This is a genomic window from Serratia odorifera (assembly GCF_041448735.1).
GTDB lineage: Bacteria > Pseudomonadota > Gammaproteobacteria > Enterobacterales > Enterobacteriaceae > Serratia_F > Serratia_F odorifera.
The window spans coordinates 237,642-260,162 of sequence record NZ_JBGMUT010000005.1 but is presented as its reverse complement, the minus strand read 5'-3'; the positions used below and the strand labels follow the sequence as shown (position 1 = coordinate 260,162).

Genomic DNA, 22,521 nt, shown 5'->3' with positions numbered 1-22,521 from the left:
CATGATACGCGTTTAGCGGTGGGAGCTGGCTCCTCACCATGGCGATATTTTAAACGATACCGGTGCGAAAGCCGGGCGTCGAGTATTGTAATTAATTGAATTTAAAGGTTATACGCGATATGGCTAACGTAGGCATTTTCTTTGGCAGCGACACCGGCAATACCGAAAACATTGCCAAGATGATCCAAAAACTTCTTCGTCAGAGCTTTGGCGACGATGTGGCTGAGGTGCATGACATTGCCAAAAGCAGCAAAGAAGATCTGGACGCATTCGACATTCTGCTGCTCGGTATCCCAACCTGGTATTACGGTGAAGCACAATGTGACTGGGACGACTTTTTCCCTACGCTGGAAGAAATAGACTTCAATGGCAAACTGGTCGCGCTGTTCGGCTGCGGCGATCAGGAAGATTACGCGGAATATTTCTGTGATGCGATGGGGACCATTCGTGACATCATCGAACCTCGCGGCGCAGCGATTGTCGGCCACTGGCCAACCAAAGGCTATCATTTCGAAGCCTCCAAGGGTCTGGCAGACGACGATCACTTTATCGGCCTGGCGATTGACGAAGATCGCCAACCCGAACTGACCGACGAACGCGTGCAGGGCTGGGTGGCGCAAATCAGCGCAGAGCTGAGCCTGGCAGACATCGTAGGTTAAGCAGCGGTTATTTCCCCGCCGTTCAAGGCCCTGCGAGACGCATGATTAACGCAGGGCCGTTATCGACATCACGGATTGAAGCGATAGAAGCTACAAAATTGTAACTTCCCCCCTCGTCACGGTAGACTGCGGTTCGGTTTATCCCACCCATCAAGATGTTACATGTGTGACATGTAACGGTGCGAATATATCTTTGTTAACAACCGGCGGTTTCCATTTAGGTCAACCGGTTCTATAATGAGACGCAATAAATTCTTTGTGCCGACCGATGCCATAGGCAAAAATGCCTCAACTTGATTAGCATAGTAACAGGACTGAATCCGCATGACTGACAACAATACCGCATTAAAGAAGGCCGGCTTAAAAGTCACGCTTCCGCGACTCAAAATCCTGGAAGTACTGCAAGATCCGGCTTGCCATCACGTCAGTGCGGAAGATTTGTACAAGAAACTGATTGATATGGGCGAAGAAATTGGTCTGGCGACGGTTTACCGCGTACTGAACCAATTTGACGACGCCGGGATTGTCACCCGTCATAATTTCGAAGGCGGCAAATCAGTATTCGAACTGACTCAGCAGCACCATCACGATCACCTGATTTGCCTGGACTGCGGCAAAGTGATCGAATTCAGCGATGAATCCATCGAAGCGCGTCAGCGTGACATTGCCAAACAGCACGGCATCAAACTCACCAACCACAGCCTGTACCTGTACGGTCATTGCGCCATCGGTGATTGCCGCGAAGACGATACGCTGCACGACAAAAAATAATGCTGATGCATTAATAAGCAAGGAACCGCCAGACGGCGGTTTTTTTATGCCTGTCAGACAGGCAAAAAAATCCCCGGACGCGCCGGGGAAATCATGTCACAAAAGATAACAATGCAGCGGCAAACCACCTCTTTCATCAGGGTATTACCCCCTCCACACCCCAAACGCCCCGCCGCCGACACGCAGCGAGGCATTGGTCACTACGCCTGCACCGGTTCCGCACGGCTAAAGCGCTTGCCGTCAGGGCTGACCGCGCGAATTTGCACCTCGCCGGCTACTGCCGGCTTGGCGCTGTCATCATAGCGTTGCCACTGTTTGCCACCGTCGGTGGAATACTCGATAGCCAGTCCCGGCAAAGCAATATTGGCCTCCAGCTTGCCGTTGACGATCCGCGCACCTGGCACCGGCAGGCGGTATTTTATCCCGCCTTTATCCAGCTTGCCCAACTCGCGCTGCCCCAGCAGGTTGGCAAACCGCAGCCAGTCCTGCTGCAACTTTTTGTCATCGACCAAGTGGGTTTCCCCGCCCTTGTATTCTCGACCTGCCTTATAGTCCTGTTCCCAGCTGGCACGGTGCCAGGCTCGTTCCGCCACCGACAGCGAGCGCGGGAACATCATATATTCCATTTGCGGATCGGTGCGCACCACTTCACTCCACAGCTGGGCGGAAAGGCCATAGGCGCCCGGCCACGGTTTATCGCTCTTGGCGGTGAAATAGTTGCCATCGCGATCCACCGACGTTTCAGCGTTCTGCGGCATGTTATCCGGTGCAAAGCTGAATATTTTGCGCTCATCACTGAAGCGGGTGCCCCAGTAATAGCCGCTTTCGTTTGGATTGACCTCATACGGGAAGTCCAGATAGACGTAGTCGGGGTTGGAAACCACCACTTCGTAACCCTTGTTGGCCCAGTCATTTACCGAATCGAACCCGCCCCAGTACAGGGTATCCCAGAAGTTGACGCCAACGCGCGCCGTGGCAAACGCCTTGGCGTCTTTGGCATCCTTCAAGCCATCCTGCCAGGCCTGCATTCTGTCGATGCCGTGCGCTTTAACCAGTTTGCTGACTTCCTGACCGAAGTAGCTCGGCAAGTGTTCCATGTCGGCAACCTTGCCCTGCTTGATCATCTGTTGGCAAACCTGCGACTTGGCCCACGGTTTGTCTTCTTTGCTCAGATCGAGCATGCCTTTGCCCGGTTCTGGCTGTTTGATGTCGGTATAACCGGCGCCCAGACGGATGTTCTTGGCTTCATCGCCGCCAAAGTGCCAGGTTTTCAGCGGTTGACCGGCTTCCTTATGCATTTGGGCAATTTCACCGATCACCTTGTCGACAAAGCGGGTTGATGAATCCAGGCACGGGTTCAGATAGCTCTGGCGATTGAAGAATTGCACCGAGGTAGTATTGGAGCTGTCGGTAGGATCCAGCAGACGGAACTCCTCGGCCTCTTTTTGCTTACCTTCGGCAAGCAGTTTCTTATAACGCGCTTCCATGGATATCACCGCCGCACGCGCGTGCGCCGGCATATCGACCTCCGGGATCACTTCAATCTGGCGTGCCTGGGCGTATTTGATGATGTCGATATAGTCCTGACGGCTGAAGAAACCACCGTAAACCTCTGGCCCCTGACCGTACTGCGGCAACAGGCAGGTTGTTTCGCTCAGGTCATGGCAGCGTTGGCCGCCGATCTCGGTCAGCTCCGGCAGGCCGGGGATCTCGATGCGCCAGCCTTCATCATCGGTCAGGTGGAAGTGGAACTTGTTCAGCTTATAGGCCGCCATCTGATCCAGCAGACGCAGCACCGCATCCTTGTGGTGGAAGTTGCGCGCAACGTCGAGGAACAGGCCACGGTATTCAAAGCGCGGCGCATCTTTAACATCCAGCGTGGCGATTTTCTTGTCGCCTGTGGTCGGGATCAGCGACAGAATCGATTGCAGGCCATGGAACACCCCAGCCTGATCGAAGCCGGTCACCACCGCCTGTTTGGCGCCGATCTGCAACTGATAGGCGCCTGCCACCGCCAGGTCGCCCTTGAAGGCGTTCGGCTTGATGTCGGTTTTAATCGGATAACCGCTGCGTGTCGGTGCCACCCCCAGCAGGGTAAAACGCTCACTGACCACATCCGCCGACGGTTTGGCCAGCGCACTCAGGTCCAGCGCCACGCCGTTGCTCAGATCCACGTCCTGGGCATGAACCTTGACGTCCATTGGCGTCGGGATGATTTGCCCGCGCAACGACGCCGTCGGCAGGGTTTTCAACTCGGCGTTTTTGACAAAGCGCGAGGCCGGCGTCATCAGAACGTTTTTATCGTCCTTGGTACGTTTCCATTGATCGCCGGTAAACGGTGCCACAAACTGATCCAGATCTTCGGTATCGGTATTGGCCAGCATTTTCGGTTTGGCGTCACCAGAGGTCGCATACCAGCGCGGCAGGAAGTCGGTTTTGAACAGTTGCCAATATTCCGTCACGATCGGAATTTCCACCGCTTTGCCAGCCGGGAAACCGCTGAAGGTTTCGCTTGGCACCAATTTATACAGATCGCCGGTCAGGTGAGAGATGGTGAACTGATCGTTGTCGACCTGCAGCGTCTGGCGTGGGCTGTGGAAGTAGATAACCCAGTCCTTGCCGGTGATATCTTGGCCGTCGTTGGCCAGCGTAATCAGGACCTTGTTGCACGATGCCCAGTCTGCGCCCAGCTTGGCGCAATCAACGCCATGTTCAGCCGCGCGATTGTCAACCATCTTGATATTCAGTTTCAACTGGCTCAGTTGATCCACCAGCTGTTGATCGGCCATGGCGCTGCCGATATTGCCGAACATGCCAACGCTGGCCGTTAATGCGGCAAGGGCACTCAATTTGAATATGTTCATCTTCGACCTCATCCGTAATCAGTGATTATTTGCGCGAATTTCTTGCCAGATCTTGCCGCACTGGCTGTCATACGCCTGGCCATTGCCGGTGTGTACAGCCTGAATGCAGCTCTGATAATCCAGTACGCGGACCGTCTCCTGTTCGGCGAACTGTTGATGCTGTTTCTCTTGTTTCAATACGTTCAATACCGCCTGACAGGACTGCAGTTTCTCTGGCGAACCTTCCGCCGTATTGATGCAGGCACTGTAGGCCTGACGCAGTTTGGCGTCTTCCGGCGGGGTTTGCGGCTGAACGCAGGCGCTAAGCCCGAGTACCGCAGCCACCAACAACAATAGGTTTTTCATCGCTGTTCCTTGAGCATGCTTGCCCGGTGTCACCACCGGGCAAGGAGCATTAGAAGAGAGTAAATGGCGCAATCACGATAAATTTCACGTCGCGCTCATCCTGGAAGATGTTGCCGTAGCCGCCACCGTAGCTTGGGATGTCGGTATGGTTGTCGTATTGAGTAAAGTGCAGCTTGAACAAGGTGCCTTTCGCCCGCCCTTCCTGCACGGTGTACAGTGCATCCAGGCTGTAGGCACTTTCCTTCAAACGCTGGCTTTGGTCATACATCGGGTTGGTGCTCGGCTTGGCGTCCCAGCCGTAAACGTAGGATGCGCCCACCGCCCAGCCCGGAAGATTCCAGTTGCTAAGGTCATACATCGCGCCGGCGAACACCGCTTTTTCGCCATTGGCATTGAAGTCGGAACGGTTATCCCACCAGATATCCAGCCGGCCATTGGAGGAGGCGTAGGTTGGCGTCATACGCTGTAAAAAGAACCCCTGATTACCTTCCGCCTTCACCCAGGTGCCTTCCAGCCGCAAATCGACCTGGCCGATTTTGTAGCCAAACGTCAGCGCTTGCAGCCAGGCCATGCCGTCATACAGATCGCTGGTACTTGCCGGATTGACGTCCTTGGCATCATGGATGCGGTCGCGCGCGCCGTAGAATTGGTAGCTGGCACTCAACGGATTGCCGGCAACGTCAAATTTGTAAGAGCCTTTGGCAAAGTATTGGTCCATATAGCCTTGCGACTGGCCAAATGCCGCTTCCAATACCAGATCGTTCTTGAAGTCATACTTGGCGCCCAGCGAGTGCAGATAAGACACACCGGTTTTCTTGTCACCCTGGCGGAACTTGTCCATTTCCAGGTTCCATGGGGATTTGTATTTGTCGGTCCACATGTAGGAGAAACTCAGGGCACCGGCATCGCCGTAATCAAAGTTGGCTCCGGCTTCAGCACCCTGATAGGTGCCGGGCATAAAGCTCCAGTGCGGCGCCAGCAGCGTTTGGCCGGTCGGCTGGATCCAGCCGGCTCGCGCCCAGACCGGACCGTATTTGAATTTACCCGCCGCTTTGTAAACGCTGATACCGCTCTTGTCGCCGGACCAGTCTTCATCGTAGGCATGGTTGGAGTTGGAGAAGGCAATTTCGTTCGGGTGACCACTTTCGGAGGATTCCGCCATTTCGATGGCGGTAAAGGCCGCCAGATCGATACCGAACATATCCGCGGCATAGCCGGAGGAGAAATCCAGGTTGGCATTCCAGGTGGAATGCGACAGGTTGGTCTTGTATTTGTCGCCGTCCGTTACGTCTTTACGGTCGCGTTCACGTTGCCAGTAATAAATACCGCCGGTCAGCGTGGAGTCATCAATAAACCCTGCCGCTTTCGCCTCGGGGGCGATAGTAAAACCCGTTCCCAACAGTGCACCCGCGACTGCGAGCGCCAGCGATTTACGCTGTGCACCGTGCGTAGCCATAATAAAATTCCTCTTTGACGTAACGTAAAAGTGCGGCCGCCGTGTTCACCACTGCCCTGCACGGCCGCTAATAAAAACCCAATCGGGTAAAAGTTTTTCGCCATGGGGGAAAAACCCCACAGCATTTATTGCTACTGATAGACTATTTTTCGCGACGCGAATTATCAATTGAAAATTACCATAGGTTTGTCAAAGTATGACAAAGAGCACATATTGATGAGAAATTATTACATCGTCAGAATTCGGTCATTTTGAATAAAAAATTCAATTAAATCAGAATAATTATTGATAAATCAGTTTTAAGAATCTTAATTGAATGGATTCAGCGCGGGTAAAGCCGTGAATTATCACCAGTTTAGAGAGCGCTCTCCAAATGACATTAATTCGCAACGCGAATATACAGCGGGCAGGCGGTTTGCGGATTGATCGGCGCGGAAGAAAACAGCCGGCAATGGTCTGCGGGAAAGCAGCAAAAAAAAAGCGCAACCGACGTTGCGCTTGTTGTTCAGATCGGCTCGCGCGCTTTAGACGCCCGCTTTGGCCCAGGTATCACGCAGGCCGACGGTGCGGTTAAACACCAGATGTTCAGCCGAAGAATAGCGGCTGTCGGCGCAGAAATAGCCTTCGCGCTCGAACTGGTAGGCGTGCTCAGGCTGTGCCGCCGCCAGGCTTGGTTCGACAAAGCCGTGCTTGATCACCAGCGATTCAGGGTTGACGGTCGCCAGGAAGTCCTCTGCCGCACCCGGGTTCGCCACGCTGAACAGACGATCGTACAGGCGAATTTCCGCCGGCAGCGCATGCGCCGCGGAAACCCAATGGATCACGCCCTTCACCTTGCGGCCATCGGCCGGATCCTTGCTTAAGGTGTCCGCATCGTAGCTGCAGAAAATGGTGGTGATCTCACCGTCCGCGTCTTTTTCCACGCGCTCGGCCTTGATGACATAGGCATTGCGCAGGCGAACTTCCTTACCCAACACCAGGCGCTTGTACTGCTTGTTGGCTTCTTCACGGAAGTCAGCGCGGTCAATGTACACTTCGCGGCTGAACGGCACCTGACGGTCGCCCATTTCCGGTTTATTCGGATGATTGGGCATGGTGACCATTTCCACCGCGTCTGCCGGCAGATTTTCAATCACCACCTTGACCGGATCCAGAACCGCCATGGCTCGCGGGGCATTTTCGTTCAGATCGTCGCGAATGCAGGATTCCAGCGCCATCATTTCAACGTTGTTATCCTGCTTGGTCACGCCGATACGCTGGCAGAATTCGCGAATTGACGCTGCGGTATAACCACGGCGACGCAGGCCGGAGACGGTCGGCATACGCGGGTCATCCCAGCCTTCAACGATATTCTCGGTCACCAGCAGGTTCAGCTTGCGCTTGGACATGATGGCGTATTCGAGATTGAGACGTGAGAACTCATACTGACGCGGATGGCATGGAATGCTGATGTTATCCAGCACCCAGTCATACAGGCGACGGTTGTCCTGAAACTCCAGCGTACACAGCGAATGGGTAATGCCTTCCAGCGCATCGGAAATGCAGTGGGTGAAATCGTACATCGGATAGATGCACCATTTTTTGCCGGTCTGGTGGTGTTCGGCAAATTTAACCCGGTACAGAACCGGATCGCGCATCACGATGAACGGCGAAGCCATATCGATCTTGGCGCGCAGGCACGCCGTACCTTCGGCAAATTCGCCGTTACGCATTTTTTCAAACAGCGCCAGGTTTTCTTCCACCGTACGATCGCGGTACGGGCTGTTTTTACCCGGCGCAGTCAGGGTGCCGCGGTATTCGCGGATCTGTTCCGGCGTCAGTTCGTCAACGTAGGCCAGGCCCTTGTTGATCAACTCAACCGCATACTGGTGCAGTTGATCGAAATAGTCAGAGGAATAACGGACATTGCCGCTCCAATGGAAACCCAGCCACTCAACGTCGCGCTTGATCGACTCAACGAACTCGATGTCTTCTTTTACCGGGTTGGTATCGTCAAAACGCAGGTTGCACTCGCCTTGATAATCCTTGGCAATGCCAAAGTTCAGACAAATGGATTTCGCATGGCCAATGTGCAGATAGCCATTAGGTTCAGGCGGGAAACGGGTATGAACCGTTGAATGCTTCCCTGATGCCAGATCTTCGTCGATGATTTGACGGATAAAATTGGTTGGGCGGGCTTCAGCCTCACTCATTTCACTATTCCTCAAATGCCAGAGTGCTTCACATAACCGCCTATGATCCAACAACCCACGCGCGGAAACAACCGTTAGTTTCATCAAAAAGTATAAGGCTATGCCCCAGCGCGCTCCACCCTGTCGCCAGCGGGCGGCGGCGAGTGGCCAAAAAAAAGCGGGAAGAGATTGCTCTCCTCCCGCCAACGTCTGGGAGCGTCACGTCATGACTCGCTGGCCCCCAAGGTACTACTCAGGAAAAACTGTCTTATTTTTGAATCTCGAACAGGATGGTCTGGCCGGCAACCACAGTGCCGCTGGCCAGCGCGCTCAAACCGGCATAATCGTCGGCGTTGCTGACCACCACCGGGCTGATCATCGAACGGGCATTGGCATTGAGGAACGCCAGATCCAGTTCCAGAATCGGTTGCCCAGCTTTGACGTCGGCCCCCTCTTCCACCAGTCGTGTAAAGCCCTGGCCGTTCAGCGCTACGGTATCGATGCCCATATGCACCACGATTTCCGCACCGTTGGCCGTTTCCAGGCAGAAAGCGTGGTTGGTGTTAAAGATCTTGACCACGGTGCCGTCAGCCGGCGCCACAACGGTTTTGTCGGTCGGGCGAATCGCCACGCCGTCACCTACCGCTTTGCTGGCGAAGGCTTCATCCGGCACCTGATCCAGCGCGATCACTTCACCGGTGACCGGTGCGACCAGCGCTTCCAGTACCGCTTTCGGCGCGTTTGGCACCGCCTGCGGCTTGGCTTCGCTTGCCGGCACGGCGGTCGCGGCGGCAGCGGCAGGCACTGGACCGGCAGCCACCACGCTGCGCATGGCGCTGGCGATAAGTTCGGCACGGGTACCAACGATAACCTGCACGCTTTGCTTGTTAAGACGAATGACACCGGATGCACCGAGGCGCTTCGCCAGTGCATCATTGACCAGCGCCGAGTCTTTCACGTTCAGACGCAGGCGGGTAATGCAGGCGTCGATGCCAGTCAGGTTGTCGGAGCCGCCAATCGCACTGACGTAACGGCGAGCGATAGTGGTGGTTTCGTTTTCGTCTTTGCCAGCAGAGGCATCAACGTTGACGTCATAACCGTCGCTTTCATCACCGGCAACTGCCAGCTCACGGCCTGGGGTCATCAGGTTGAACTTGTTGATGGTGAAACGGAACACCACATAGTAAATAACGAAGAACACCAGCCCTTGCGGGATCAGCATGTACCAGTGCGTCGCCAGCGGGTTACGTGACGACAGCACCATATCCACCAGGCCGGCGCTGAAGCCGAAGCCGGCGATCCAATGCATGCTGGCTGCGATAAATACCGAAATGCCGGTCAGTACCGCGTGGATCACGTACAGCACCGGAGCCACGAACATGAAGGAGAATTCCAGCGGTTCGGTGATGCCGGTAAAGAAGGCGGCAAAGGCGGCTGCCATCATGATACCGGCGACCTTGGCTTTGTTCTCTGGGCGTGCGCAGTGGTAAATCGCCAGCGCCGCGCCCGGCAGGCCGAACATCATGATCGGGAAGAAGCCCGCCTGATAACGACCGGTGATGCCCACCACCGCTTTACCGGCTTCGATAGACTGCTGGCCGCCAAGGAAGTTAGGGATGTCGTTAATGCCGGCCACGTCGAACCAGAACACCGAGTTGAGCGCATGGTGCAGACCAACCGGAATCAGCAGACGGTTGAAGAATGCGTAAATACCCGCGCCGGTCGAGCCCATTTTCTGAATATGTTCACCGAAGTTCACCAGACCGTTGAAAATCACCGGCCAGATGTACATCAGAATGAAGGCCACCAGGATCATCAGGAAGGAAATGAGGATCGGCACCAGACGGCGGCCGCTGAAGAATGACAGCGCCTTCGGCAGCTCCACGCTGCTAAAGCGGTTGTAAATCTCGGCGGAAATGATACCGACCAGGATACCCACGAACTGGTTCTGAATTTTACCGAACGCAGCTGGCACCTGATCGAGGGGGATTTTTTGAATCATCGACACCGCGGCCGGTGAACAGAGCGTAGTCAACACCAGGAAGCCGACAAAGCCGGTCAATGCCGCGGCACCGTCCTTGTCTTTTGACATCCCGTAAGCCACACCAATGGCAAACAGCACCGACATATTGTCGATGATGGCTGAGCCAGATTTGATAAAGAAAGCAGCGAGAGCGTTGTCACCGCCCCAACCAACAGGGTCAATCCAATACCCGACGCCCATCAAGATGGCGGCGGCAGGCAGCGTGGCGACCGGAACCATCAAGGCCCGCCCCACTTTTTGCAAGTAACTAAGAATGTTCACCTTTTCCCCCTATTCGTCCGCGGACGGACCCTATTGGTAGTTTATTGAGACCAGCTCACTACCTTTTAGAAATAACGTATGACACTTGACTGACTGTATCCCACCATGACCGCCGGACTCTTGGGGTGCGCGCCCCTGCGGGTTGGTTCATTTGAACACCTCGGTGCGTACCTGACCGCGGGTTTGACCCCGCAGATTTCATGGTTCACGTCTTGCAGTGCGCTCAAATCACCACCAGCCACTCCCAGCTGTAATGGTGGGATGCAGTCTGTTCATGCGGAGTGTAAAAAAATTATTTCGTATCGCAAATTAAAACCTCATTTTTTGTGATTTATATCACCAAAAATGTGCCTTTATCTGTCACATTGCTAGCCATCACACAAAACTTATTTTATCATTCAAAAAATCAAAGCGGATGGCCTTTCACACGCAAAGCACAAAGCTGAGTTACGCTTAAGGCGTCTGCCAAAGCCCGTACAGTATAGCCATAGTTTACTTACCCAAGAGGTGTATGATGAGACTTATCCCACTGAAAGATACCCAACAAGTTGGCAAATGGGCGGCGCGCCATATCGTGCAGCGCATCAATGCGTTCAAGCCAACGGCCGATCGTCCGTTTGTGCTGGGTCTGCCAACCGGCGGCACGCCGCTCGAAGCGTACAAACATCTGATTGCGATGCACAAAGCAGGTGAAGTAAGCTTTAAGCATGTGGTGACTTTCAACATGGATGAATACGTTGGCCTGCCGCAGGAACACCCGGAAAGCTATCATACCTTTATGTACCGTAATTTCTTTGATCATGTTGATATTCCGCGTGAAAATATCAACTTGCTGAATGGTAATGCCGCAGATGTCGATGCCGAATGCCGTCAGTACGAAGAGAAAATCAAATCTTACGGTAAAATCCACCTGTTTATGGGCGGCGTAGGCGTTGACGGCCACATCGCGTTTAACGAACCGGCATCGTCCCTGGCTTCGCGTACCCGCATCAAAACGCTGACCGAAGATACCCGTATCGCCAACTCCCGTTTCTTTGGAGGCGATGTCGATCAGGTGCCTAAATATGCGCTGACCGTTGGGGTAGGCACTTTGCTGGACGCGGAAGAAGTGATGATCCTGGTGACCGGTCACGGCAAGGCGCAGGCGCTGGAAGCCGCGGTTGAAGGCAATATCAACCACATGTGGACCATCAGCTGTCTGCAACTGCATGCCAAGGCCGTGGTCGTGTGCGATGAGCCGTCCACCATGGAACTGAAAGTCAAAACCGTTAAGTACTTCCGCGAGTTAGAAGCGGAAAGCATGAAGAATATTTAATTTTTTGTAGGGGGCTACATGTTCGCTTTAACCCACGGTCGGATTTATACCGGCCACGACGTGCTTGATGACCACGCCGTAATCATTGCCGATGGTCTGATTGAACGAGTTTGCCCGCTGGCCGAGTTGCCTGCCGGTATCGAAACGCGCGATCTGGGTGGTGCCATGCTAGCCCCAGGTTTTATCGATGTTCAGCTTAACGGCTGCGGTGGCGTACAGTTCAACGATTCGTTGGAAGCCATTTCGCAGGAAACGCTGGATATCATGCAGCGCGCCAATGAAAAGTCGGGCTGTACCAGTTACCTGCCGACGCTTATCACCAGCAGCGATGAATTTATGAAGCACAGCATCGAAGTGATGCGCGCTTATCTGAAAAAACACGCCAATCAGGCACTTGGTCTGCATCTGGAAGGGCCTTACCTGAGCCCGGCCAAAAAAGGCACCCATAACCCGGCATTTATCCGAAAAGCAGACCGTGAAATGGTCGATTACATGTGCGCCAACGCCGATGTGATCACCAAGGTGACGCTGGCACCGGAAATGGTCGAACCGCACTTTATCAAGCAGCTGCGTGACGCAGGCATCGTGGTTTCCGCTGGCCACTCCAATGCCAGCTACGATCAGGCGCGCATCGGTTTCGCCGCCGGCATCAGTTTTGCCACTCACCTGTATAACGCCATGCCGTACATCACCGGTCGCGAACCGGGCCTGATGGGCGCGATTTTCGATACGCCGGAAGTCTATACCGGTATCATCGCCGACGGTCATCACGTCGCCTGGGCGAGTATCCGTAACGCCAAACGCCTTAAAGGTGATAAATTGGTGCTGGTCACCGACGCCACGGCGCCGGCAGGTGCAGATATTGACCAATTTATTTTCGCTGGTAAAACAATATACTATCGTGACGGGCTGTGCGTTGATGAAAACGGCACCCTGAGCGGTTCTGCGCTGACCATGATCGAAGCGGTGCAGAACAGCGTCGAACATGTAGGTATCGCCCTGGATGAAGCGCTGCGTATGGCAACCTTGTATCCGGCGCGCGCCATCGGCGTCGACCAGCATTTGGGCAGTATTGAAGCCGGTAAGGTGGCGAACCTCACCGCCTTTGACCGAGAATTCAACATCACCAAAACTCTCGTTAACGGCAACGAGGTTTAATCAAACAGCGAGTAAATTTATTGATGAGCACTGGCGGGCAGGCACAGATTGGCAACGTTGATTTAGTCAAGCAACTAAATGGAGCAGCAGTGTATCGCCTTATCGACCAACAGGGTCCGATTTCGCGCATTCAAATTGCCGAACTGAGCCAGTTAGCTCCCGCCAGCGTCACCAAAATTACTCGCCAGCTGTTGGAGCGCGGGCTGATCAAGGAAGTCGATCAGCAAGCCTCCACCGGCGGTCGCCGTGCCATTTCCATTGTCACCGAAACCCGTCATTTTCATACCGTGGCCGTGCGTCTTGGCCGGCACGACGCCACCATCACGCTGTATGACATGAGCGGCAAATCACTCGGCGAAGAGCACTACCCTTTGCCGGAGCGTACCCAGGAGACATTGGAAAATGCACTGTTCAACGCCATTGCCCAGTTTATCGAGAGCTATCAACGCAAACTGCGCGAGCTGATCGCCATTTCCGTGATTTTGCCTGGCCTGGTCGATCCGGCATTGGGCGTGGTGCGCTATATGCCGCACATCAGCGTCAATCACTGGGCGCTGGTCGATAACCTGCAGCAGCGTTTTAACGTCACCAGTTTTGTCGGCCACGATATTCGCAGCCTGGCGCTGGCCGAGCATTATTTCGGCGCCACACGCGACTGCGAAGACTCCATTCTGGTTCGACTGCACCGCGGCACCGGCGCCGGCATTATCGTTAACGGCCAGATTTTTCTTGGCAACAACGGCAACGTCGGCGAAATTGGCCATATCCAGATTGACCCGCTCGGCGAGCGCTGCCACTGCGGCAACTTCGGCTGTCTGGAAACCGTGGCCGCCAACGCCGCCATTGAACAGCGCGTGCGCCAGTTACTGACCCAGGGCTATCCCAGCAAGTTGACGCTCGATGACTGCAGCATCAACGCCATTTGCAAAGCCGCCAACCGTGGCGATTTGCTGGCCAGCGAGGTGCTCGAGCACGTTGGTCGTTATCTCGGCAAGGCCGTCGCCATCGCCATCAACCTGTTTAATCCGCAAAAAGTGGTGATCGCTGGCGAAATTACCGAAGCCGAAAAAGTGCTGTTGCCGGCCATCCAGAGCTGCATCAATAATCAGGTACTGAAGGACTTCCGCAAGAACCTGCCGATTGTCACCTCCGAACTGAATCATCGCTCGGCGATCGGGGCGTTTGCGTTGGCGAAACGCGCAATGCTCAACGGCGTTCTGTTACAGCGTTTGCTGGAAAGCTAAAACGCATTTCGGCGAGCAGGCCGCTGTCGCTTTTGCTCGCCGCCATCATGAGACACTGCACCAATGACCATTAAAAACGTTATCTGTGATATCGACGGCGTGCTGATGCATGACAACACCGCCGTTCCCGGCGCCGATCTGTTTCTGGCACGGATTCAGCAGCAGGGCATGCCGCTGGTGATGCTGACCAACTACCCGTCGCAAACCGCGCAGGATCTGGCCAACCGCTTTGCTGCGGCCGGTCTCGAGGTACCGGAAAGCGCCTTTTACACCTCGGCAATGGCCACCGCCGATTTTCTGCGGCGCCAGGAAGGTAAAAAAGCCTACGTGGTCGGCGAAGGCGCATTGATTCACGAACTGTATAAAGCCGGTTTCACCATCACCGATATCAACCCTGATTTTGTTATCGTTGGTGAAACACGCTCCTACAACTGGGATATGATGCATAAGGCCGCGTATTTCGTGAACAACGGCGCACGCTTTATCGCCACCAATCCTGACACCCATGGCCACGGCTACGTGCCGGCCTGCGGCGCGCTCTGTGCGCCGATCGAAAAAATAACCGGCCGCAAACCGTTTTACGTCGGCAAACCCAGCCCGTGGATCATCCGCGCCGCCCTGAACAAAATGCAGGCGCATTCGGAAGAAACGGTGATCGTCGGCGATAACCTGCGCACCGACATACTGGCTGGCTTCCAGGCCGGGCTGGAAACCATTCTGGTACTGTCCGGGGTATCGACCCTCAACGATATTGAAACCATGCCGTTCCGACCGAGTTATATCTTCCCCTCCGTTGCCGATATCAACCTGTTCTAGTTCACGCTGGCGGCCGTTAATGCCGCCATTTTTTACTTCGCCACGCCAATAAAACGCCGAGCCGCGCTGTTGATGAATTTAATTTATTTATGCCCGGCTAAACTTTCATTATACCCGGCATTAATTCGCGCAGAATGATTCTCACCGGCAACAAATATTGCCGGTAAGCAACACTCTATTTCTATTACGCGATGACGAGGCCATAATGAATTCATTAAATTCAAACACAGTTACCACCGCCGCCAATGATGACGCATCGGCAATGCCGGATATGTCCGGCAAAAAAATCATGATGGGCTTTTGGCACAACTGGCAGGCCGGCACCAGCGACGGTTACCAGCATGGCCAGTTCGCCAATATGAACCTGACGGATATCCCGCCGGCCTACAACGTGGTGGCGGTGGCCTTTATGAAAGGCGCCGGCATTCCGACCTTCAAGCCCTACAACCTGAGCGACACCGAGTTCCGCCGTCAGGTCGGCGTGCTGAACGCCCAGGGGCGCGCGGTGCTCATCTCGCTCGGTGGCGCCGATGCCCATATCGAACTAACAACCGGCGACGAAGGAAGACTGAAAGACGAAATTATCCGTCTGGTGGAAACCTACGGCTTTGACGGTTTGGATATCGATCTGGAACAGACCGCTATTGACGCCGCCAATAATAAAACGGTATTGCCCGCCGCGCTGAAGAGCGTAAAACAGCATTATGCCGAGCAGGGTAAAAACTTTATTATCAGTATGGCGCCGGAGTTCCCTTATTTGCGCACTTCAGGCAGCTACCTGGAATATATTTCCGCTCTCGAAGGTTATTACGATTTTATTGCGCCGCAATATTATAACCAGGGTGGCGACGGCATTTGGGTGGATGAGGCCAACGGCGGTGCCGGTGCGTGGATCTCGCAAAACAACGACGCCATGAAAGAGGATTTCCTGTACTACCTGACCGAAAGCCTGGTCAGCGGCACCCGCGACTACGCTCGCATTCCTGCCGCAAAATTCGCCATTGGCCTGCCGAGCAACGTCGATGCGGCGGCCACCGGTTATGTCGTCGATCCACAGGCGGTGTACAACGCGTTCAAACGCCTGGATGCCAAGGGATTGTCGATCAAGGGCCTGATGACCTGGTCGGTGAACTGGGATAACGGCAACAACAAAAACGGCGTGCCGTACAACGGGGAGTTCAGCACACGTTATGCCGCGCTGATCGAGGGCGAGGTTACGCCACCGGTAGAAAATCCACAGCCCCCCAAGGCGTTGAACGTTAGCGAACTCACCGCCACCTCGTTGACGCTCGGCTGGGCACCAGCCACCGGCCCCAACCCGATCGTCAGCTACCGCGTATTGCGCAATGGCAGCGTCATTGCTCAACCTGATGCGCCGTTGTTGCATGACAGTGGCCTGACGCCAGACAGTCGTTACAGCTACACCGTTATCGCCATCGACAGCAAAAACAACGCCTCTGCGCCAAGCGTGGCGTTAGCGATCACCACCGCCGCGGATGGCACCACGCCGCCGGATCCGGTAGTGGGTGAATGGGAGGTCAACCATGCCTATCAGGAAGGCGAGCGGGTGAGCTACCAAGGCAAGCTATACACCTGCCGCCAGACGCACACTTCCAACATCGGCTGGACGCCGGATACCACCCTCGCCTTATGGCTGCCAATGTCGTAATTGGCACCAGCAACGATAAATGTAATGCAGACGGGCTTTGTCGTTTATAAAACAGACGGCAAGGCCCATTTTTTGAATATTCCATAATTTTATGACGCTAAAACTGAACATCCGTTAAGTTTCCAACCTCGACAAACAACTATTTTTCAGCCTGGCGTTAAAACGCTTGCATCTGCCTGCGCTTTTGACGCATTTTCATAATCAACAGCGCAGCAAAGCCGCGTCGGCATTGCCCCGCCGGCCACGCTGCCCATAACAGCAAGACAACATCACAGTCTAATAAAAGTCGTTTAGGAGAGTTTGTATGTGTTCTATTTTTGGTGTGCTCGACCTGAAGTCCGATCCGACAGAGCTGCGCAAGAAAGCGCTGGAGATGTCGCGCCTGATGCGCCATCGCGGGCCGGACTGGTCTGGCGTTTATGCCAGCGATAAAGCCATTCTGGCCCATGAGCGTTTGTCGATCGTCGACGTCAACAATGGCGCTCAACCGCTGTACAACGCTGCGCACACCCACGTTCTGGCGGTCAACGGTGAGATTTACAACCACCAGGCGCTGCGTCAGAAACTGAGCGACCGCTACCAATTCCAGACCGGTTCCGACTGTGAAGTGATCCTGGCGCTGTATCAGGAGAAAGGCGCAGACTTCCTCGACGATCTGCAAGGCATGTTCGCCTTTGCGCTGTATGACGCAGAAAAGGACGCCTACCTGATTGGCCGCGACCATTTGGGTATTATCCCGCTGTATATGGGCCACGACGAGCATGGCAACCTGTTCGTCGCCTCGGAAATGAAAGCGCTGGTGCCGGTGTGCCGTACCATTAAAGAATTCCCGGCCGGCAACTATCTGTCTAGCCAGGACGGCGAGATCCGCAGCTATTATCAACGCGACTGGTTCGATTACACCAACGTGCAGGATAACGTTACCGACGCCAACGCCCTGCGCAACGCGCTGGAAGACGCGGTAAAAAGCCATCTGATGTCCGACGTGCCTTATGGGGTACTGCTGTCTGGCGGGCTGGACTCCTCGGTGATCTCCGCCATTACCAAGAAATACGCCGCACGCCGCGTTGAAGACGACGAGCGCAGCGAAGCCTGGTGGCCGCAGCTGCACTCCTTCGCCGTCGGTCTGCAAGGTTCGCCGGATCTGCGCGCCGCGCAGGAAGTGGCCAACCATCTGGGCACCGTGCACCATGAGATTCATTTCACCGTACAGGAAGGGCTGGACGCCATTCGCGATGTGATTTACCACATCGAAACCTATGACGTCACCACCATTCGCGCCTCAACGCCGATGTATCTGATGTCACGAAAAATCAAGGCGATGGGCATCAAGATGGTGCTGTCTGGTGAAGGTGCCGATGAAGTGTTCGGCGGCTATCTGTACTTCCACAAAGCGCCAAACGCCAAAGAGTTCCACGAAGAAACCGTGCGCAAACTGCTGGCACTGCATATGTACGACTGCGCTCGCGCCAACAAGGCGATGTCGGCCTGGGGCGTTGAAGCCCGCGTACCGTTCCTGGATAAAAACTTCCTCGACGTCGCAATGCGCATCAACCCGCAAGACAAAATGTGCGGCAATGGCAAAATGGAGAAACATATCATTCGTGAATGTTTCGAATCCTATCTGCCGGCCAGCGTGGCCTGGCGCCAGAAAGAGCAGTTCTCCGACGGCGTGGGTTATAGCTGGATCGATACCTTGAAAGAAGTCGCTGCGCAGCAGGTTAGCGATCAACAGCTCGAAACCGCCCGTTTCCGCTTCCCGTACAATACGCCAACGTCAAAAGAAGGCTACCTGTACCGCGAAATCTTCGAACAGCTGTTCCCGCTGCCAAGCGCGGCCGAATGCGTACCGGGCGGCCCTTCCGTCGCCTGCTCGTCAGCCAAGGCCGTCGAATGGGACGAGTCATTCAAGAAAATGGACGATCCCTCCGGCCGTGCCGTCGGCGTGCATCAATCCGCATATCAATAAGCGCCGCTTTTTGCTGATTGGCGAGCCTCCGGGCTCGCCTTTTTGTTGATGTTTTCAACCATTAATTGCATGAATTGTCGATTTTATCGCCAACCTGTTCACAACCCAGACAAACGGCACATCGCTGGGGTTTTTCGGCAAAAAACTTGTTGACGCAAAACGGCCATATACGCATAATGCGCCCCGCAACGCAGATGAAGGCAGCGCGCAAAAAGATGGCTACGTAGCTCAGTTGGTTAGAGCACATCACTCATAATGATGGGGTCACAGGTTCGAATCCCGTCGTAGCCACCATCTTTTTTTTGCGGGAGTGGCGAAATTGGTAGACGCACCAGATTTAGGTTCTGGCGCCGCAAGGTGTGCGAGTTCAAGTCTCGCCTCCCGCACCACTCTCTTCATCTGAGTTAACTCTGCTGATGGGGTATCGCCAAGCGGTAAGGCACCGGTTTTTGATACCGGCATTCCCTGGTTCGAATCCAGGTACCCCAGCCATTTTCCTTCGGGAAGGGGTCAAGGCAGAAGATTTGTTAAGTTGTTGGGGTATCGCCAAGCGGTAAGGCACCGGTTTTTGATACCGGCATTCCCTGGTTCGAATCCAGGTACCCCAGCCATACAAACAACTTGCAAATCAACGCAGTAAAAATTAGCATGGCTACGTAGCTCAGCTGGTTAGAGCACATCACTCATAATGATGGGGTCACAGGTTCAAATCCCGTCGTAGCCACCATTTTTACTGACATACTATTGGGGTGTCGCCAAGCGGTAAGGCTCTGGTTTCTGATACCAGCATACCCAGGTTCGAATCCTGGCACCCCAGCCATCTTCAGAACAGCCCACTTCGGTGGGCTTTTCGCTTTTCTGCGCCTGCAAAAATAACGGGCCGGTTTGTAACCGACCCGTATCTGCACGTCTGCGCTACAGTCCCAGAGCGTATTTCAACGCCTTCTGTTTCAATACGCCGGCGCGTTCGGCCGCCATCAGCGCCAGATTGCGCGCCACGCTGAGCGGAGCCAGATTATTACTGAACGCGGTATAGAACAGGTCCATGCCGCTTTGCATCAGCAGGTTATCGGTACGCCGCTGGCGCTGATAGCGTAACAGTACAGCCTCGCTGGCCCAGTCGTCACCCTGTTCACGCGCCGCGCTCAACACCGCCAGCAACGCATCCACGTCACGGTAGCCGAGGTTGACGCCCTGCCCCGCCAGCGGGTTGATGGTATGCGCCGCATCACCGATCAGCGCCAGTCCCGGCAGCACATAACGCTGCGCATGTCGACGCACCAGCGGAAAGGCGCCGGCAGCATGCGCGCTGACCGCGCCAAGTCGCGCCGGGAAGGCATCGACAATCTCACGCTGCAACTGAGCCATCGGCATCGCCTGTAACTGGCGGATCCGCTGTGGGCTGTCGTACCACACCAACGAAGCCCAGTCCTCATACAACGGTAAAAAGGCCCGCGGTCCGGACGGGAAGAACTGCTGCCAAGTAACGTCCTGCTGAGCGGCACCGGTCTGTATGGTAATCAGCATACAGGACTGGCGATATTGCCAACCACTGGTGCCGATCGCCGCCCGTTGGCGCACCTGCGAATGTGCACCGTCGGCACCGATCACCAGCCGCGTCGCCAGCACTTCGCCGCTGTCCAGCGTCACCAGCCAGCCTTCGGCGTCGCGTTGCAGATGCTGCAGTCTGGCCGGACAATGCAGCGTCAGGTTGTTACAGTGCGACAGCTGTTGCCATAGCGCCAGCTGCAGAATACGGTTTTCCACCATAAAACCCAGCTCAGGCAGGCCAAGCGCCGCAGCGTCAAACGCCACCCGCGCAGACTGCCACTCCCAGGTTTCCAACCGGCGATACGGCGCCGAGCGCATCTGCTCAACCGCCGGCCAGGCGCCAAGCTGTTTCAATAAGCCGACCGAGGTGCAACCGATCGCGGAAATACGCAAATCCGGCGGGCTGTGCGGCTCGAACGCCTGCGGCGGCTGGTGCTCCAGCAACGCCACGTCAAAACCCGCCTGTGCCAGTCCCAACGCCGCTGCTGCGCCGACCATTCCGCCGCCCACGACAACGACGTCAACCCGTGTTTGAGATGTCTTCATGTTTGACTATGCTTGTTGGTTGATTGCCGCCGTTCAACCGCTAACGGCGTTTTGTGTCAGTGTACCGGATTTTTTCTCCGGCTTCAGGTCACAGGGCGTTTTCCTGATGCTGGTCACAACCGCATCAAGTGTTTACAATAAGCGCCCTGCAATGGCGCTAATGCACCTTTTTTCGCTCCGCACTGATTAATGGCTATTCAATGACCAAGAAACTACATATCAAAACCTGGGGTTGCCAGATGAACGAATACGATTCATCGAAAATGGCCGACTTACTGGGAAGCACGCACGGTTACCAATGGACCGACAACGCCGAAGAGGCGGATGTGTTGCTGCTGAATACCTGCTCGATCCGTGAAAAAGCGCAGGAAAAAGTTTTCGCTATGTTGGGCCGCTGGAAGCTGCTGAAGGAAAAAAACCCGAACCTGATTATCGGCGTCGGCGGCTGCGTCGCCTCGCAGGAAGGTGAGCACATTCGCCAGCGCGCACCGTGCGTCGACGTTATTTTCGGGCCGCAAACCCTGCACCGCCTGCCGGAAATGATCAACCACGTGCAGGGCACTCACAGCCCGATCGTCGACATCAGCTTCCCGGAAATCGAAAAATTCGATCGTCTGCCGGAACCTCGCGCCGAAGGGCCGACCGCCTATGTGTCGATCATGGAAGGCTGCAACAAATATTGTACCTTCTGCGTAGTGCCGTACACCCGTGGCGAAGAAGTCAGTCGGCCGAGCGACGACGTGCTGTTCGAAATAGCCCAGTTGGCCGCACAGGGCGTGCGTGAAGTCAACCTGCTCGGCCAGAACGTCAATGCCTATCGCGGCGCCACCTACGATGGCGGCGTCTGTTCGTTTGCCGAACTGCTGCGCCTGGTGGCGGCGATTGACGGTATCGACCGTATTCGCTTCACCACCAGCCACCCGATTGAATTCACCGATGACATCATCGCCGTGTATGAAGATACGCCGGAGCTGGTCAGTTTCCTGCATTTGCCGGTTCAGAGCGGTTCCGACCGCATTCTGACCATGATGAAACGCGCCCACACCGCGCTGGAATACAAGGCCATCATTCGCAAACTGCGCAAGGCACGGCCGAATATCCAGATAAGCTCCGATTTTATCATTGGTTTCCCGGGAGAGTCCCAGGCTGACTTCGAGCAGACCATGAATCTGATTGCCGAGGTCAATTTCGATACCAGCTTCAGCTTCATCTACTCTTCACGCCCCGGCACGCCGGCGGCAGACATGGTCGATGACGTCAGCGAAGACGAGAAAAAGCAGCGGCTGTACATTTTGCAGGAGCGCATCCTGCAGCAGGCAATGCGCTTCAGCCGCCAGATGCTCGGCACGGTGCAACGCATTCTGGTCGAAGGCACCTCGCGCAAAAGCGTGATGGAACTGGCCGGACGCACCGAGTGCAACCGGATGGTAAACTTCGAAGGCACGCCGGACATGATCGGCCAGTTTGTCGATGTGGAAATTACCGAGGTGCTGACCAATTCGCTGCGTGGCCTGGTGATACGTACCGAACAGCAGATGGATCTGCGCGTACATGAATCCCCACAGTCGGTGATTGCCCGTACCCGCAAGGAAGATGCCCTGGGTGTCGGCAGCTACCAGCCCTCCCTCCATCGCTGAACCCCCGAGGTAACGCCAGGCATTCTGGCGCCCTTCGGGGATTAC

The 22,521-nt window shown here is 55.1% G+C and carries 15 protein-coding genes and 6 tRNA genes; 15 read left to right on the top strand and 6 right to left on the bottom strand.

Features of this window, described 5'->3' with window-relative positions:
• Positions 1 to 119: 119 nt before the first annotated feature.
• Both fldA and fur read left to right on the top strand, forming a co-directional pair.
• Entirely contained in the window at positions 120 to 659 is a 540-nt protein-coding gene (gene fldA, locus ACCC84_RS15400; protein ID WP_371902044.1) for a flavodoxin FldA, read from the top strand.
• Positions 660 to 983: 324 nt separating this feature from the next.
• Positions 984 to 1,430: a ferric iron uptake transcriptional regulator gene (gene fur, locus ACCC84_RS15395; protein ID WP_004965880.1), complete on the top strand. Its 447-nt coding sequence runs from the start codon at positions 984 to 986 to the stop codon at positions 1,428 to 1,430.
• Positions 1,431 to 1,630: 200 nt separating this feature from the next.
• Here fur and ACCC84_RS15390 read toward each other — a convergent pair whose 3' ends face one another.
• The 5 genes from ACCC84_RS15390 to nagE form a co-directional block, all read right to left on the bottom strand.
• Positions 1,631 to 4,294: a beta-N-acetylhexosaminidase gene (locus ACCC84_RS15390; protein WP_371902043.1), complete on the bottom strand. Its 2,664-nt coding sequence runs from the start codon at positions 4,292 to 4,294 to the stop codon at positions 1,631 to 1,633.
• Positions 4,295 to 4,312: 18 nt separating this feature from the next.
• Entirely contained in the window at positions 4,313 to 4,639 is a 327-nt protein-coding gene (gene chiQ, locus ACCC84_RS15385) for a ChiQ/YbfN family lipoprotein (protein WP_004965886.1), read from the bottom strand.
• A gap of 49 nt (positions 4,640 to 4,688) precedes the next feature.
• A complete protein-coding gene (gene chiP, locus ACCC84_RS15380; RefSeq protein ID WP_004965888.1) occupies positions 4,689 to 6,095 on the bottom strand; it encodes a chitoporin ChiP in 1,407 nt (468 codons plus the stop codon).
• A 524-nt stretch (positions 6,096 to 6,619) separates the two neighbouring features.
• A complete protein-coding gene (glnS, locus tag ACCC84_RS15375; protein ID WP_004965890.1) occupies positions 6,620 to 8,287 on the bottom strand; it encodes a glutamine--tRNA ligase in 1,668 nt (555 codons plus the stop codon).
• 247 nt (positions 8,288 to 8,534) lie between these two features.
• Complete coding sequence (gene nagE / locus ACCC84_RS15370; protein WP_371902042.1) at positions 8,535 to 10,571, bottom strand: N-acetylglucosamine-specific PTS transporter subunit IIBC; 2,037 nt, start codon at positions 10,569 to 10,571, stop codon at positions 8,535 to 8,537.
• 514 nt (positions 10,572 to 11,085) lie between these two features.
• On the opposite strand from nagE, the gene nagB reads away from it, so the two are divergent.
• The 12 genes from nagB (at position 11,086) to ACCC84_RS15310 (ending at position 19,562) form a co-directional block, all read left to right on the top strand.
• Entirely contained in the window at positions 11,086 to 11,886 is an 801-nt protein-coding gene (gene nagB, locus ACCC84_RS15365; RefSeq protein WP_039992368.1) for a glucosamine-6-phosphate deaminase, read from the top strand.
• A gap of 18 nt (positions 11,887 to 11,904) precedes the next feature.
• On the top strand, positions 11,905 to 13,044 hold the full coding sequence (nagA, locus tag ACCC84_RS15360) for an N-acetylglucosamine-6-phosphate deacetylase (RefSeq protein WP_004965896.1): 1,140 nt from the start codon (positions 11,905 to 11,907) through the stop codon (positions 13,042 to 13,044).
• Between the two features lie 23 nt (positions 13,045 to 13,067).
• Positions 13,068 to 14,288: a DNA-binding transcriptional regulator NagC gene (nagC, locus tag ACCC84_RS15355; protein WP_004965899.1), complete on the top strand. Its 1,221-nt coding sequence runs from the start codon at positions 13,068 to 13,070 to the stop codon at positions 14,286 to 14,288.
• A 63-nt stretch (positions 14,289 to 14,351) separates the two neighbouring features.
• Positions 14,352 to 15,104, top strand: a complete 753-nt coding sequence (locus ACCC84_RS15350) for an HAD-IIA family hydrolase (RefSeq protein WP_004965903.1) — start codon at positions 14,352 to 14,354, stop codon at positions 15,102 to 15,104.
• Positions 15,105 to 15,309: 205 nt separating this feature from the next.
• Positions 15,310 to 16,773 (top strand): carbohydrate-binding protein, encoded by a 1,464-nt coding sequence (locus ACCC84_RS15345; RefSeq protein ID WP_039992369.1) that lies wholly within the window; start codon positions 15,310 to 15,312, stop codon positions 16,771 to 16,773.
• A 304-nt stretch (positions 16,774 to 17,077) separates the two neighbouring features.
• Positions 17,078 to 18,742, top strand: a complete 1,665-nt coding sequence (gene asnB / locus ACCC84_RS15340) for an asparagine synthase B (RefSeq protein WP_371902041.1) — start codon at positions 17,078 to 17,080, stop codon at positions 18,740 to 18,742.
• A 217-nt stretch (positions 18,743 to 18,959) separates the two neighbouring features.
• Positions 18,960 to 19,036 (top strand) — tRNA-Met (locus ACCC84_RS15335).
• A 10-nt stretch (positions 19,037 to 19,046) separates the two neighbouring features.
• Positions 19,047 to 19,131 (top strand) — tRNA-Leu (locus ACCC84_RS15330).
• Positions 19,132 to 19,159: 28 nt separating this feature from the next.
• A tRNA-Gln gene (locus tag ACCC84_RS15325) sits at positions 19,160 to 19,234 on the top strand.
• 44 nt (positions 19,235 to 19,278) lie between these two features.
• A tRNA-Gln gene (locus tag ACCC84_RS15320) sits at positions 19,279 to 19,353 on the top strand.
• 39 nt (positions 19,354 to 19,392) lie between these two features.
• Positions 19,393 to 19,469 (top strand) — tRNA-Met (locus ACCC84_RS15315).
• Positions 19,470 to 19,487: 18 nt separating this feature from the next.
• A tRNA-Gln gene (locus ACCC84_RS15310) sits at positions 19,488 to 19,562 on the top strand.
• Between the two features lie 95 nt (positions 19,563 to 19,657).
• Here the strand turns inward: ACCC84_RS15310 and ubiF are convergent.
• The gene (gene ubiF / locus ACCC84_RS15305; protein WP_004965910.1) at positions 19,658 to 20,839 is read right to left on the bottom strand and encodes a 3-demethoxyubiquinol 3-hydroxylase; all 1,182 of its coding nucleotides are present in this window, start codon (positions 20,837 to 20,839) and stop codon (positions 19,658 to 19,660) included.
• 200 nt (positions 20,840 to 21,039) lie between these two features.
• Here ubiF and miaB point away from each other — a divergent pair, with 200 nt between their 5' ends.
• The gene (gene miaB / locus ACCC84_RS15300; protein ID WP_088499619.1) at positions 21,040 to 22,476 is read left to right on the top strand and encodes a tRNA (N6-isopentenyl adenosine(37)-C2)-methylthiotransferase MiaB; all 1,437 of its coding nucleotides are present in this window, start codon (positions 21,040 to 21,042) and stop codon (positions 22,474 to 22,476) included.
• Positions 22,477 to 22,521 lie beyond the last annotated feature (45 nt).

Excerpts from the sequence above, each read along its gene's own strand:
- fldA (WP_371902044.1), top strand. The coding sequence starts at position 120 with ATGGCTAACGTAGGCATTTTCTTTGGCAGCGACACCGGCAATACCGAA.
- fur (WP_004965880.1), top strand. The coding sequence starts at position 984 with ATGACTGACAACAATACCGCATTAAAGAAGGCCGGCTTAAAAGTCACG.
- ACCC84_RS15390 (WP_371902043.1), bottom strand. The coding sequence starts at position 4,294 with ATGAACATATTCAAATTGAGTGCCCTTGCCGCATTAACGGCCAGCGTT.
- chiQ (WP_004965886.1), bottom strand. The coding sequence starts at position 4,639 with ATGAAAAACCTATTGTTGTTGGTGGCTGCGGTACTCGGGCTTAGCGCC.
- chiP (WP_004965888.1), bottom strand. The coding sequence starts at position 6,095 with ATGGCTACGCACGGTGCACAGCGTAAATCGCTGGCGCTCGCAGTCGCG.
- glnS (WP_004965890.1), bottom strand. The coding sequence starts at position 8,287 with ATGAGTGAGGCTGAAGCCCGCCCAACCAATTTTATCCGTCAAATCATC.
- nagB (WP_039992368.1), top strand. The coding sequence starts at position 11,086 with ATGAGACTTATCCCACTGAAAGATACCCAACAAGTTGGCAAATGGGCG.
- nagA (WP_004965896.1), top strand. The coding sequence starts at position 11,905 with ATGTTCGCTTTAACCCACGGTCGGATTTATACCGGCCACGACGTGCTT.
- nagC (WP_004965899.1), top strand. The coding sequence starts at position 13,068 with ATGAGCACTGGCGGGCAGGCACAGATTGGCAACGTTGATTTAGTCAAG.
- ACCC84_RS15350 (WP_004965903.1), top strand. The coding sequence starts at position 14,352 with ATGACCATTAAAAACGTTATCTGTGATATCGACGGCGTGCTGATGCAT.
- ACCC84_RS15345 (WP_039992369.1), top strand. The coding sequence starts at position 15,310 with ATGAATTCATTAAATTCAAACACAGTTACCACCGCCGCCAATGATGAC.
- asnB (WP_371902041.1), top strand. The coding sequence starts at position 17,078 with ATGTGTTCTATTTTTGGTGTGCTCGACCTGAAGTCCGATCCGACAGAG.
- ubiF (WP_004965910.1), bottom strand. The coding sequence starts at position 20,839 with ATGAAGACATCTCAAACACGGGTTGACGTCGTTGTCGTGGGCGGCGGA.
- miaB (WP_088499619.1), top strand. The coding sequence starts at position 21,040 with ATGACCAAGAAACTACATATCAAAACCTGGGGTTGCCAGATGAACGAA.